The following is a 13,149-nucleotide window of genomic DNA, read 5'->3' as shown; positions in this document are numbered from 1 at the left end:
ATCGTTCTGAAAGGGAGGTCGCGGACGCTTAAGAGCATCGAATCAAAGGTCGATTTTCGCTTTACAAAGTTCTAAATTTGTCTTTCCCTTGAAAGAAAAGGACATTCGCAGGTCATGCTCAAAGAAATCAATTTTGCACTTCAAAGTTCACCCGGCGCTCGCCAATTTTCAAAATCCGAATTTACGATTCGGAATATGCCTGATCGTCTTCATCCTCTTTCCGAATTGGAAAGCGTAAATTCCGGAGCGAGAAACATCGCAAAGGTCGGAGTCAATACGGATGATCAAGCGACTCGGAGAGGTTATCTCATCGATCTGAACGCCTGATCGTTTCTAAAAAGTAGGAACTCATACTTTACGGAAGTTTCTACGGACGGATTCTTCTTAAAAATTTTTAAAAAAACGGACCTTCGTTTTCTGAACGCCAGCGGGAAATCGGGCGCCGAGCTTAGAGGTCTTTTGTAGAGAAGGATGAAATCTCGTTTTGTTTTCGCTACATCATTCGGCCTAAGTTGCATTTTTACATTTCATTCTATTTCGGCAAAGGATCCAAACGATCAGAATCAATTCGAAGGAACTTGTCGTTCTTCCTTAAATCAATGGATCGAATCGATCGCCGGTTTGCGCGGATCGGAAGATGAAAATATCAAAACACAGAAGTCTTCTTTCAGAGACGGAAGTTTTTGGCTGATCGATTCCACACCTTCTAAAAATTGGGATTGGTATCTTCTTCAACCGCAGAGAAAAAACAAGCTCTGTCTTATCTTCCATACCAATGCCTTTCAGGTGAGGACGATCGAAAGAGGAAAGCATCGGATGATTTTTTCCAAAGTTCGGGGATCCGGTAATTTTCCTTCGAGGGAAATCGATTTCGTTTTCGAAAGGAAGAATCAAACCTTCCAGCCAAGGAGATGTTCGGAGATTCGGTTTCGAGAAGGAAGATCTTTTCGAAAGAAGGTTTCCTGTTTTTCTTTTTTAGAATCAGAAGTTTCTCTCGGAATTTTTGCGGGAGTTCCCACGAGAATTCTTGAGGGAGACGTTCCCTTGTAAAAAAGATAATTTTACGGGGGTGAAAATTCTTTCCAAGTTTTCTCTGAAAGCCGATCCAATGTGAGTCTCAGGTTCCTATGCTTTGCTCTCCTCTCCAACCGATGAACGAAACTTTTCTACATGTGCAATGAATCTTAAAAAGACTTTGTCGTAAGAACGACGATCCCCCGTCGACGGCGCGCCCCACCCTGAATTGGGTGGAGGAGGCGGGTTCGCGGGAAGAAGAGGTGATTTTTCTCTATCACAGAAATTGCATGTTTTCAAGAAGCATTCTTGCTGTCGGAGTTCCGACTTTTACTGTGAAAATGGCGCGCCCCACCCTGAATTGGGTGGAGGAGGCGGGTTCGCGGGATGAAGAGGTGATTTTTCTCTATCACAGAAATTGCATGTTTTCAAGAAGCATTCTTGCTGTCGGAGTTCCTACTTTTACTGTGAAAACCGCGCGCCTCACCCTGAATTGGGTGGAGGAGGCGGGTTCGCGGGAAGAAGAGGTGATTTTTCTCTATCACAGAAATTGCATGTTTTCAAGAAGAATTCTTCCTGTCGGAGTTCCTACCAGAAAACTTGAATGAAATCTTTGTTGATTCTATATGGTTTTCTAACTTTTGGCAAGGCTCGTGATCCTATGGGGACTGGCTTCGGAGTATATGAACGTGGCTTTCCCCTTTAGGACGGATTTTTTTCGATCCCCGAAAGAAGTTTTCGTTTTAGTCCGGTGAATTCCTTTAATACGGCTCCCAAAAAAAGGTTTTTCTTTCTTGTTTCGTCTAACGTGTCTCTGTGTCTGAGAATATAGATTTCCGTTTTTCGAACGAGATAACTCAGATCTTCCCAACCTTCGATCTTCTTTTTAAACTCTGAGAGAACCGATTCATACGTTTCTTCCCGAATCAATGGATTGGAAAAAGTTTCCAAGACGCTCTGGATTCTTTCCAAAAGTTCTTTACGGAAGGTTTCTGCCGTTTCCGAAGATACTTCCGGATCTCGCTCTTCGCTCCAGGGAAGAAATTTTTTCCAATAATATCCGTGATCGGAAAACTGAGAAAGAATGGAATCCGCCTTTTCGATCGAGACGTTTTCGCAATTTTCAATCTTCGCGCCCCGAACGTTGACGTTGTAAACCGGAAAGTCTAATGTTTGAAAGGATTCTTCAAACCAGTGACGGTATAGGTCCAAAACGTAATCCGTCAAAACCTCTCCTCCACCGGCGGACGGAACCAAACGAGTGTCCCGTTTTCGGATGATCATCTCGTTGATTCTCTCGAGACTCTGAGTTCGTTTTAAAAGTGTGAGCCACTTTTCGTTATGATGAGTTCCGGTCGAATGAATCTCCCTTCCCGAATACGCAAGATCCTGTCCCACCAAAAAGATCGGCTTACAACCAAGATTTCTAAGAAGATCAAACGCGGTCGTAGCGACGCTTCCTCCGGACTGAATGTCTCCGATCGTTCCGAGGATTTTTTCCGCGGTCTTTGAGCCGGCGGTCACCTCTCTTTTTAATTCACCGCTCGCGTCCACGACGTATTTCGCGGTGAGGGAATGGACAATCTTGGAAAATTTCTGTGTTCTCAAAATCGAAGGGGAACTGACCAAGTCCGCGAACAAAGGAACGTTAGACGATTCCGCACCCATAAAGTGGAAGAAAGAATGAGTTTGTGCGTCGAGCGTGATCACTCCGTCGGGAACGATTCCGAACTTGAGGAGCGCTTTTAAAGAAGTATCGCAGGAAAATAAAAAAACCTTGTCTCGAACCTTGGAAATCCACTCACACTGACTTCGAAGTGAAGGCCCTGCGGAGACGAGCATCGCCGGAGTATTGGAAAATTTTTCCTTTAAGAGTTCCACTCGGGTTCTCGGATTTTTGGAATCCGGAAAATTCGCCGTGTTTACGAACGTGTTGCGGACCCAGATTCTTTCAAATTCAAACTTGGTCAAAAGATCGCTCATCTTCGAGGAAAGAATCTTTCGGATCTTGACCTCGAGTTCTCCGTAATACATCTCGTTCAAAGAAGTGCTCGCCGCGTTTCGAAAAATTCGAATTCCCGAAACCCTTTCGACGGGAAGCGATTCCATATAATTCCACAATAAGTTGAGCGCGGAATGTCCGAGGAACAAATGTCTTCCGGGGACGTCCATAACCGGTTCCAAAATTCCGTCCCAAAGAGAAAAGATCAGCTCGGGATGTTCATCGATCAAAAGAAGAATCTGGCCCGGCTCTAAATTCTTATGAACTTCGTAGATGAGGTGAGGATTTCCGAGCCCGATCACAGCGACTAAATCCGTCGCGGAAATTTTTTGCGCCTGAACGGATCGGAGCGCCTGGGTCAAAGGAGCGACCGTACTCGAAAGCGCGCGTCCGTTTAAGTCGAGAAACCATTCTTCCGGATTCTTTGCTGGCTTCAGAGTGAATTGGATTTTCGGGTCGGATTCTCTTTGGAAATAGAGGGATAAGTACGGCTTTTTCCCGAATATTTCTCTTGTCTTTTCAGAGAGATTGTGAGACATAATAACCCAGGTGCATTCTATTCCCTGCCGAAATCTGGTCAATTGGAATCATCTTTCCGGAAGATCCGGAATCGAAAAACACAAAAACTATGTATTTAAAAAGCCTGAATATTGTTGGATTCAAAACGTTCGCGGACGAGACGGAAGTTCTTCTCGATCCGGGTTTTACCGCCGTGGTAGGACCGAATGGAAGCGGTAAGTCGAATATCGTAGACGCGGTGAAATGGGTCTTCGGTGAGAAGTCTGCGAAGGGACTTCGCGGTGATAAGATGGACGACGTCATCTTTCACGGCTCCGAAGCTCGCAAACCCGCCGGTTACGCCGAAGTCTCGGTGATCTTTGATAATTCTTCCCGACTCATCAAGATGGATTATCCATCGGTCAAGATGACTCGTCGTCTTTACTTGGATGGGAACAACGAATACTGTATCAACGATTCGAGGGTTCAGAGAAAGGACATCGAAAAACTTCTCATGGATACCGGAATCGGAAAGTCTTCTTATTCCATCATGGAACAAGGAAAGGTGGATCGGATTCTCCATTCCAAACCGGAAGAAAGAAGATTGATCTTCGAAGAGGCGGCCGGTGTTTCCCGTTTCAAAATGGAACGTCAAGAAGCCCTCAAACGTCTGGACGATACAAAACAAAACCTCCTTCGTATCCAAGACATCATGAATTCCATGAAAAAGGAAATGGAAGTCAAAGAGAAACAAGCCGAAAGAGCGGAGGCCTATTTCAAACTCAAAGCCGAGTTAGACGAAACCGATAAGATCATCCGTTATCTCAAATACAGCACTCTTACAAAAAAACTAAAGGCTTCCGAAGAGGAACTCCAATCCATCAAGGATAAGAATCAAACTCTTCTCGAAACGATCAGCGAAGAAACCGGAAGAATCGAAGTATTAGAAAAAGATAAAGCTGAGATCGAAAAACGCGTTTCCGAAATCGATAAAAAATTATACGATCACCTTTCCCAAACCAAGATCCAAAAAGAAAAGATCGAGAAAAACAAACAGATCATCCTCGAATACGAAGAAAGAATTTCCGATATGACGGAAACTCTAAACTCCGAAGAATCTTCTCTGAGCCTTCTTGTCATCGATTTGGAAAGAATTCAAAGAGAATGTTCCGAACTCCAAGGAGAAGTCGAACTCCTCGAGGAAGAAATTACTAAATTAAAAAATTCGAAATTGGTTCTCGAAAAACAAATCGAAGACGAAAATCACAGCGTTCTCGAAAAAGAATCCAAGATCGGCGCGAACGACAAGGCTCACAACGAACTCAGAGAAAGACTCAAAGAAGTCATCTTTGAATTGATCAGCCAACTCGAATCCAGAAAAAAAGAAGCCATCGATACGGAAACTCGCAGAAAGGAACTCAAGGAATTTCTTCTTTCCAAGATGTCCGAATACGCGGTGCAAATCCAAGAGTTACGGAACAATCTACAACTCTCGGACAATTCTAAAGTGGCGGCGGTTCTGGAAACCTTGGATCTCGGAGACGTTCAATCCAAGTTAGAAGAATTTGTTCATCTGGAAGACATGATCCGAAACATTCTTTTTGATCGGGACGGTTTTCTTTCCCGAAAAGAAACCTTGGATCAACAGATCGAAGATCTCATCCTGGACAACGAAAATCTCACGAGAAGTATCAAAGACTCCGGTTTAAAGATCGAAGCTCTCAGAGAGGATCTGGAAGCGAACAAGGAACAAACCGTATTCTTAGAAAAGAAAGTTCTGGAACTCGGGTCCGAAAGAAATGCAAGGCTGGAAGCCGCAAAAGCGATCGGACTTCGCAGAGAAGAAATCGAAAAAAGAATCCAGAACGCAAAGGATTCCATCCAAAACGTAATCACTAAAAAACAAGAATTCGAAAAGGAAGTTTCCGTGCTCGAACAACAGATCGAGTCGAGCTATAACGAATTCTTAGATATGAGCCGCGCCTTAGAATCGGAAAAAGAAACGCTTCGGAATATCTTAAAAGAGATCCAAACTCTCAAACACGATATTCAGAAAAATCAGGACGATTTTAAAAATCTCATCCCCGTTTTGACGGAGAAAGAAAGAACCGCTTCCGGTCTGAAAGTGCAGATCGATTCTTTCACGGAAGAATTGTACAATGATTATTCCATCTCGGAACAAGAACTCAGCGCCGAGTTTGAAAAGAGAGACTTGGAAAGAACCAAGGAAGAAGTCAAACTCAAACGTCTCAAATCCGACATTCAGATGTTGGGATCGATCAATCCTCTTTCCATCGAAGAATACAGAAGTGTCAAAGAGATTTACGAACACCACCGTGTTCAAAAAGAGGATATCGAAAAGTCGAAAGGGGACGTGGAAGACGTTCTCAACCGGATCAACGAAGAATCGGAAAAACTCTTTCGAGAAACCTTCGAGAAGATCCGCGAGAATTTTCAAGAAACCTTTTCTACCCTCTTCAACGGCGGAAGGGCGATTCTTGAACTTACCGAAAGCGAGGATAGCTTAAACGCTGGAATCGAAATTATGGCGGAACCTCCCGGCAAACACGTTCAAAACCTAAGACTTCTTTCCGGCGGTGAAAAATCCATGACGGCGATCGCGCTTTTGTTTGCGATTTACATGGTAAAACCTTCTCCGTTCTGTTTCTTGGATGAGATCGATGCGGCTTTGGACGAGGCGAATAAACTTCGCTTCTGTCAGATTTTGGATAAGTTTAAGGACAAGTCTCAGTTTATCGTGATCACGCACGCGCAGTCCACGATCAACAGAGCGAATTCCATCTTCGGTGTTACGAACGAAGAACCGGGAATTTCGAAAATTCTATCCTTAAAACTAGACGAAGCGGCTCATCTCGCGGAAAGGGTTACGGAAGCCGCGGTGTAAACCAGAGCGAAAATTCTGTAGGTTCTTGAACGTATCAATGTGCCTAGAGAATTTGTGCTTTAAATTCCCTGAAGCAAAGTTTTGTTTTGAAATTCGGTAGAAGAGTGAATATTTAGGAATAATCCTCCGGCGTAAGGATCTGAATTGGGTTTGGTTCGAATTCCAACCTTTTTGTTATCTTGTTTTTGAGTAGATCTAGGTGCCAGATATAACTGTAGAGATTTTGAAAGGTGGGACATCCCACATTCAAAATTCTATCAAGGTAAATTCCGCCTCCAGAATCTTCCAGCCAGAAAAGGTAATTCACCATAAAACAACGGGAGACACCGTGTGCGGCCGCTAAGACGCCGAGAAGAGCCCAAACTCCGGTATCAATTCTCATATTGATTCTTTTGAGTTTTCCTTGATCCCTCTGATAAAGAGTTTTTCTAGCGTTTCGATTGATTCTCCTGAGGGAAAGAATGAGTTTCTGATATCTCCTCAAAAGCGGCAAGATTCGTTTCGGAAGCGCTTTTCTTTCTTTTTCGCTCAAACGATTCAAATATTTTTCAGGAATTAAGATCGTCTCGACGTTCATCCTCGATAAAACTAAAGCGGATTGAATTTCTTGATTTGTATTTAGATAGATTTGTCCCATATTCTTTTCGGTTCCTGAAAAGAATCGAACGCGGCCTATTACTGGAAAAAAATTTCAGAGCCACGCTCTTTTTTATTTTCAAAAGCCTTCTTGAAGAATGGGCTGATTACGCGATGATTTCTTCGTTTTGAGTGTCTTTCCCGTTCATCTGAGTGTGAGCGGTGAATTCAACCTTTGCTCTCAACAGATCGACAATATTTTCTTCGAAGATTTCTACGATTTCCGGATCGAATGAAATTCCCGACTGCGATCGGATGTATTCCACTGCTTGTCCGATCGGCCATCCGTTTTTATATGGACGGTTGGTGGTCAATGCATCAAAGACATCGGCGACCGATGCGATCCTTGCGGAAATGCTGATTTCTTCCCCTTTGAGTCCGTAGGGATAACCGGAGCCGTCCCATTTTTCGTGATGGCCAATACAAATTTCTCTCGCAACTTTGAGCAAACCAGTTTCGTGTTCTCCTATGATGTTTGCTCCGATCACAGGATGTGTCTTGATGACCTCGAATTCTTCAGACGTCAATCTGCCGTTTTTTCTTAGGATAGAATCCGGAATGCCGATTTTGCCTACGTCGTGCATCGCTGAAGCGTTGTAGATGTCCTCCACTTCTTCCGCGGAAAGCCCGTAATGATTCGCGATTACTTGGCAATATTTACTCATTCTTAGAATATGATTTCCGGTTTCATTGTCTCTGTATTCCGAAGCGACAACCAATCTTCGAATGATTTCCAAACGAGAGGATTTAATTTCCAACAATCTACTGAGTTCGAGATGCGACTTGATTCTCGCTCTGAATATGGGCGGGCTAAACGGTTTTTTAAAAAAATCTACAGCGCCCATTTTGAAACCGAGCGTTTCCATTTTCGGATCTTCTATGGATGTGATAAAGATTACGGGAATATCCGTCGTCTGCGGATAGTTTTTTAATTTGCGACAAACTTCCACGCCTCCGATTTGAGGCATCATAATATCCATAAGAATCAAGTCCGGCTGATGTGTTCTTGCAATTTGGATCGCCAAGTTCGAGTCTTGAACAAGGATCGTTTCATAATCCTTTTCCAAATGATGTTGGATCAGTCTTAAATCCATCAGGCTATCTTCTACGATCATAACTTTCTTTTTTCTTTGAATCGGAATTGTGTGCATCGGTTTGACTCTAATCAATAATTTGTAGAAATCGGCAGAAAGTTTAGCTTCGGAAAATTTTCTTCCTAAATTAAGTGACTTATAAATAAATATGAATAATCAATTCTTACCAAAAAAAGAGAAATAAAGGTTCTAAAAAAAATAGAACTCAAGAACTACCTAAGTGAATCCGAAAGAAGGGAAAAATCCAAATTCCTCCGATTGGAAGGTTCAATGAACGGCCGTTTTCGAATGTAAAATTTGGTCAATTGAGTCAATTTATTTATTTGGGAAAAACGGAGGAGAACACAAGGTATTCGGAATTCTTCCCTGAAATGGCGATTCAGAAAATTTTATATGGATCCGCAGAAATTCCGGAAGTTTAAGAGAAGAAAAACCTATCTGTTTTTCATTCACATTTGTGTTTTAATCTAAGTCAAAATGGCCTCGAGAAAGTCCGTACACTAAAAAAAACCATTTCTCCCTTTTGGAATCGGATCGATGGATTACGGATTTCGTGTTCACTTTGGGAGGTGAAAACGAGGAGAAAAAAATTCCCGCTCGATCAATCAAGGCTCCGTTCTAAGACGAAATGGAAAAAAGGAACTTCTCCGATTCAGAAGCCTTCTTGACGAAGCGGGGTCTTCCAAAGATCTCTACAGAAGAATGTTAAACGAATTCAAAGAACTCGCGGATTCTCTCGTGATTGCAGGACGGACCTTTCACTCCAGGCTCTTTTTAGGAACCGGAAAGTTTTCCTCCGGACAGATCATGCAAAATGCGATCGAGGCTTCCGGAACCGAGGTGGTCACGGTTGCGTTACGAAGAGTGGATTTGGAATCTCCCGAAGACGATATTCTTACGCATATCGATCGGGATCGAATTCTTCTTCTCGCAAATACGAGCGGCGCACGAAACGCAGAGGAGGCCATACGTTTAGCAATTCTTGCGAGAGAATTGGGAGCGGGAGAGTGGGTGAAGTTAGAGGTCACACCCGATCCGGTATATCTTCTTCCCGATCCGATAGAAACCCTCAAGGCCGCAAAGATTCTTGTCAAAGAAGGATTTAAGGTGCTTCCCTACATCAATGCCGATCCGATTCTTTGTAAACATCTGGAAGACGCCGGTTGTGCAACTGTGATGCCCTTGGGTTCTCCGATCGGATCCAATTTGGGAATTTCCACAAAGACAAATCTCGAAATCATCATCTCTCAATCTAAAATCCCGGTCGTCGTGGACGCGGGTCTTGGACTTCCGTCCCACGCGGCGGAAGCGATGGAACTCGGCGCGGATGCGGTTCTTGTAAACACCGCGATCGCAATTGCAAAAGATCCGGTCTCCATTGCAAAGGCTTTTCAACTCGCAACGATCGCAGGAAGAATGGGACGTCTTTATTCCGGAAAAGGAAAAAAGTTTACCTGGGAAGCGTCGGCTTCGAGTCCGTTGACAGGTTTTTTAAACGAAGAAGAGAGAAATGTACACGGAGCTCTTTGAAAAAACTTCCTTCGAGACCGGTTCACAAATCATCCGGTCCAAAACAAAGGAAGATGTGGAAAGGGCTCTTCACAGAGCTTCTCTGGGTGTTTCTCTCGACTTCGAGGATTATCTTTCTCTCGTTTCTCCCAGCGCTTCTTCCTATCTCGAGCCGATGGCTTTTCTTTCCAAGGAAATCAAAAAGGAACGATTCGGAAATATCATTCAACTTTTTATGCCCCTCTATCTTTCGAACGAGTGTCGCTCATCTTGTCTCTATTGCGGATTCAGCTACGAGAATAAGATTCCGAGAAAAACTCTTACCGAAGAGGAAATACGAAAAGAGGCGGAGGTTCTTCAGTCGAAGGGGATTCGGCATCTCGTGATTCTTACTGGGGAAGATTATAGTAAGACCAATTTGAACTATATCCTTCGAGCAATTTCGATCTTAAGAGAATTCTTCGATTCGATCGCGATCGAAATCTATCCTCTGGATACGGACGACTATCGGACCGTGATCGATTCCGGAGTAGAGGCGCTGATCGTGTATCAGGAAACGTATGACCCGGAAGTGTATGTGGAAAATCATTACCGGGGAATCAAAAAAAATATGCGCTATCGTTTGGAAGCGCCGGACAGAGGAGGGAAGGCCGGATTTCGAAGAATCGGGCTCGGCGCACTTTTGGGGCTTTCGGATCCTCTTGGTGAAATGTTTAAGCTTGGAGAACATGCAAAATATCTAATGGGAGAATATTGGAAAACTTCGTTTCAGATTTCTCTTCCGAGAATGCGTCCCGCCGCAGGAGAATTTCAGAAAATTCTTCCGGTGAGCGATCGGGATTTTGTCCGTTATCTTTTTGCGCTTCGTATTTCATTTCCGGATATCGGAATGGTTCTTTCCACAAGAGAATCCGCCAATCTGAGAGATCATCTTTCGCGTCTTGGAATTACGAGTATGTCCGTGGAATCAAAAACGGAACCGGGCGGCTATTCCAATTCCGGAGCGCTGAAACAATTCGAGATCGAAGACGATCGTTCCGTTTCAGAGATCGTTTCTTCTCTCAAAAAATCAGGTCTGGATCCGGTTTTTAAAGACTTCGATCGAGCCTTGTTCGGATCGAAAGAAACTCTTTGATTCTTCTTTAGCTTCGTACGTGTTTTGAAATCCGGCTAACAACGGGAAATTTTCGAGTGGGGAGTTTTTAAAAAACGAAACGGATCAGAGAGTCAGAACGTGTAGTACTTCCTCATTTAAGAATGTGGAAGAATGAATTTTTTTTTGATCAGGGTCGAAGTGAACCGTAAATCGAGTTTCTCATTTCATCCCAAAACGAAGAGCCGTGTAGGAACTCCTAAAAAGAGATTTTTTTACTGGGTGGATCGTCTTCTGAGCTTCTGAATTGTGAGAGTTCCCACGATCGTATTTTCGAGTCCTCATCTTGGAATTTTCGGGTCCGAAGATGGAAATTGAAGTTTGATTGAGGGTTGTCGGAAGCCCATTGAGTCGATTGAAAAATCGCGCTTCCCCATGGAAAAGAACAGAGGATAAAAAAAGAGCGGGGAAAAACCCGCTCTTTTTAATTCAAACGTAGAAACGGAATCGTTCTATTTTTTATTTGCGTTGTACGCGTTCACAATACAGTCGTTAAACGGTTTGCACTGATTTTTGTGGTTTTCGAAACAAGCCGCAACCGCTTGAGAATGTTTTTTGCAAGAATTCAAACATCCGGCTTTTACTTTTGTTTTTTCATCCGCGCTTAACTTTCTCGGAGCGTTCTGCTCCACACATCCTGAATAGAATCCACAGACTTCACTGCAGACCGGGGATTGAGCTGGCACAGACTGAGCCAGAAGGAAGAAAGAAAGAATCATTAGAAAGAGATATTTCAATGTCTTCTCCTTGAAACTATTAGCGACGCAGGGATTCGAACCCCGGACCTGCGGATTATGATTCCGTTGCTCTAACCAGCTGAGCTACGTCGCCGCTTTTATTGGACCCGACGAGTCGGTTCCAGTGCTATTTTTTTGAAGGGAATCGACCTGTCAAGGTTTCTTGGGATTCAGGATTTCCAGATTTCGATCAGAGATTTCCAGGAAGAAACGTTTGCGATTTCGTCAATTTTTTTCGTCGAGAGCGAGTTTCGTTCCTTCCATTTTTGAAGAATCAAATCGTTCGTCGAAGATTGAAGATTTTTCCAGAGTTCCTTTGTCGATTCGTCAGCGTTCAAACTCTGCGAAGATTCTTGGATGATCTTGAGACGATCGAGGAGCTCCGGAATTTCGATCTCTTCCAATTCTTCTTTACGACCTTCCAAGTGAGAATCCAAAATCTTTTTCGAAACGTCGAATTCTTTCTGAAGGAGTTCGAAAAAGAATGCCTCATCGGTTCCTAAATGTCTTGCGACGTGTGCGGCGAAACGGTGTTCCGTGAGATCTCTCCAAGATTCACTTTTCGTAAACTTAGAATTTGGATTCGAATTCGGAATGGCAACCTTACCGTTTTCCCATTTTTCCCAAGCATCCAGAATCGAAGAATTCAAAACTAACAATACAAAAGACGCGCTGAGCCAAGGAGCGATCGTAATCTCCAGAGACGATTCTTCATAAACGGGAGCGTTTTCAAAATCGAGTCCGGCAAGAACGCTCCCGGAACGTTCGATCCAAACCGGAAGAATTTCTTTCATCGAAGAAAGATCGATTCGTACACTCTGAATCGTGAATTCTAAATCGGAAATGATTTCGTTAAAAAGATAAATAGCGAATAAACTCTGGACCGCGCCGAGTTTTGGTGTAACGAGAATTTTTTGATTTCCTCTTTCCAGAATACGTTCCACGAAGTTTTCGGGAATTTCCGCTTCCAGAATTCTTTCCAAAGAATCGTTCGTTTCCGAAGAGATCAAAAACTCCAACTGAAACGTTTGGGTCTCACCATTCTTCTTCGTCTTTTGAAATCGCTCGAACGCAATCTTTTCTTCCAAGAGGGAAATTTTGGAAGCGATGGATTCTTCCTTCGCCACGAAAGGAAAGTAGAACAAATTCTTCCAAACAAAAGGAGGAAACGTTCGAGAAGGAATTCCCGGAAACGGAAAATTGGAAAATTCGGTTATAGCTCTTATGGAACGATCGGCTTGGCGCAAAGAATCGGGAAAAGGTGATTGTTCGATCGCATTCTCCGGAAATTCGATACAGTATTTTGCGTTCTGTTCTCCGGCCCAATTTTTTAGTTGTTGATAGAATTCTTTGAGAGCCGCTTCGGAAGGCTGATCCTTTGCAAATAAGAATTCTATCGTTTCTTGGCCGACCATTTTTTTTAGAGCCGCTTCGGTCAGGAATTGAATCTGTTTCATCTGGTTCTCAGTGCTGAATAATATTTATGCAGAATGTAAATTCCTGGTACTGGTTCTGTACGAAATTTAAGCTAGTTGCCAATCGGATTGGAAAAAAGATAAAATCTGCTTCCGCATTGTATTTTAGGGCTTGCCTGTCGTTCA

At 43.3% G+C, this 13,149-nt stretch carries 11 protein-coding genes and 1 tRNA gene; 6 read left to right on the top strand and 6 right to left on the bottom strand.

What is annotated here, in order from left to right:
- Window positions 1-114 precede the first annotated feature (114 nt).
- From DLM75_RS14210 to DLM75_RS14200, 3 genes are all read left to right on the top strand, one after another.
- The gene (locus tag DLM75_RS14210) at window positions 115-327 is read left to right on the top strand and encodes a hypothetical protein (protein WP_069607872.1); all 213 of its coding nucleotides are present in this window, start codon (window positions 115-117) and stop codon (window positions 325-327) included.
- Between the two features lie 144 nt (window positions 328-471).
- Window positions 472-1,050, top strand: a complete 579-nt coding sequence (locus DLM75_RS14205; protein WP_118969130.1) for a hypothetical protein — start codon at window positions 472-474, stop codon at window positions 1,048-1,050.
- A gap of 254 nt (window positions 1,051-1,304) precedes the next feature.
- On the top strand, window positions 1,305-1,622 hold the full coding sequence (locus DLM75_RS14200) for a hypothetical protein (protein ID WP_118969129.1): 318 nt from the start codon (window positions 1,305-1,307) through the stop codon (window positions 1,620-1,622).
- 94 nt (window positions 1,623-1,716) lie between these two features.
- Here the strand turns inward: DLM75_RS14200 and DLM75_RS14195 are convergent, their stop codons facing one another.
- Window positions 1,717-3,555 carry a motility associated factor glycosyltransferase family protein gene (locus tag DLM75_RS14195; RefSeq protein WP_118969128.1) on the bottom strand — a complete coding sequence of 613 codons (1,839 nt, stop codon included), beginning with the start codon at window positions 3,553-3,555 and terminating at the stop codon, window positions 1,717-1,719.
- A gap of 89 nt (window positions 3,556-3,644) precedes the next feature.
- On the opposite strand from DLM75_RS14195, the gene DLM75_RS14190 reads away from it, so the two are divergent.
- Window positions 3,645-6,419, top strand: a complete 2,775-nt coding sequence (locus tag DLM75_RS14190; RefSeq protein WP_118969127.1) for a chromosome segregation SMC family protein — start codon at window positions 3,645-3,647, stop codon at window positions 6,417-6,419.
- Between the two features lie 112 nt (window positions 6,420-6,531).
- On the opposite strand, the gene DLM75_RS14185 is transcribed toward DLM75_RS14190, so the two are convergent.
- Together DLM75_RS14185 and DLM75_RS14180 are read right to left on the bottom strand one after the other, a co-directional pair.
- The gene (locus DLM75_RS14185) at window positions 6,532-7,056 is read right to left on the bottom strand and encodes a DUF1564 domain-containing protein (protein ID WP_118969126.1); all 525 of its coding nucleotides are present in this window, start codon (window positions 7,054-7,056) and stop codon (window positions 6,532-6,534) included.
- 106 nt (window positions 7,057-7,162) lie between these two features.
- Window positions 7,163-8,170, bottom strand: a complete 1,008-nt coding sequence (locus DLM75_RS14180) for an HD domain-containing phosphohydrolase (RefSeq protein WP_241547926.1) — start codon at window positions 8,168-8,170, stop codon at window positions 7,163-7,165.
- Between the two features lie 681 nt (window positions 8,171-8,851).
- On the opposite strand from DLM75_RS14180, the gene DLM75_RS14170 reads away from it, so the two are divergent.
- Together DLM75_RS14170 and thiH are read left to right on the top strand one after the other, a co-directional pair.
- Window positions 8,852-9,679: a thiazole synthase gene (locus DLM75_RS14170; RefSeq protein ID WP_118969123.1), complete on the top strand. Its 828-nt coding sequence runs from the start codon at window positions 8,852-8,854 to the stop codon at window positions 9,677-9,679.
- Window positions 9,660-10,793, top strand: coding sequence for a 2-iminoacetate synthase ThiH (gene thiH, locus DLM75_RS14165; protein ID WP_118969122.1), 1,134 nt, complete (start codon window positions 9,660-9,662; stop codon window positions 10,791-10,793). Before DLM75_RS14170 ends, thiH begins: the two co-directional genes overlap by 20 nt.
- A 470-nt stretch (window positions 10,794-11,263) precedes the next feature.
- Here the strand turns inward: thiH and DLM75_RS14160 are convergent, their stop codons facing one another.
- From DLM75_RS14160 to DLM75_RS14150, 3 genes are all read right to left on the bottom strand, one after another.
- Entirely contained in the window at window positions 11,264-11,548 is a 285-nt protein-coding gene (locus tag DLM75_RS14160) for a Cys-rich protein (RefSeq protein ID WP_118969121.1), read from the bottom strand.
- Between the two features lie 20 nt (window positions 11,549-11,568).
- Window positions 11,569-11,642: transfer RNA gene (locus DLM75_RS14155), tRNA-Met, on the bottom strand.
- A 76-nt stretch (window positions 11,643-11,718) separates the two neighbouring features.
- A complete protein-coding gene (locus DLM75_RS14150) occupies window positions 11,719-13,005 on the bottom strand; it encodes a hypothetical protein (RefSeq protein WP_118969120.1) in 1,287 nt (428 codons plus the stop codon).
- Window positions 13,006-13,149: the final 144 nt, after the last annotated feature.

The sequence above is a fragment of the Leptospira stimsonii genome (assembly GCF_003545885.1).
GTDB classification, from domain to species: Bacteria; Spirochaetota; Leptospiria; order Leptospirales; family Leptospiraceae; genus Leptospira; species Leptospira stimsonii.
This window is presented reverse-complemented; position numbering and strand designations above follow the sequence as displayed.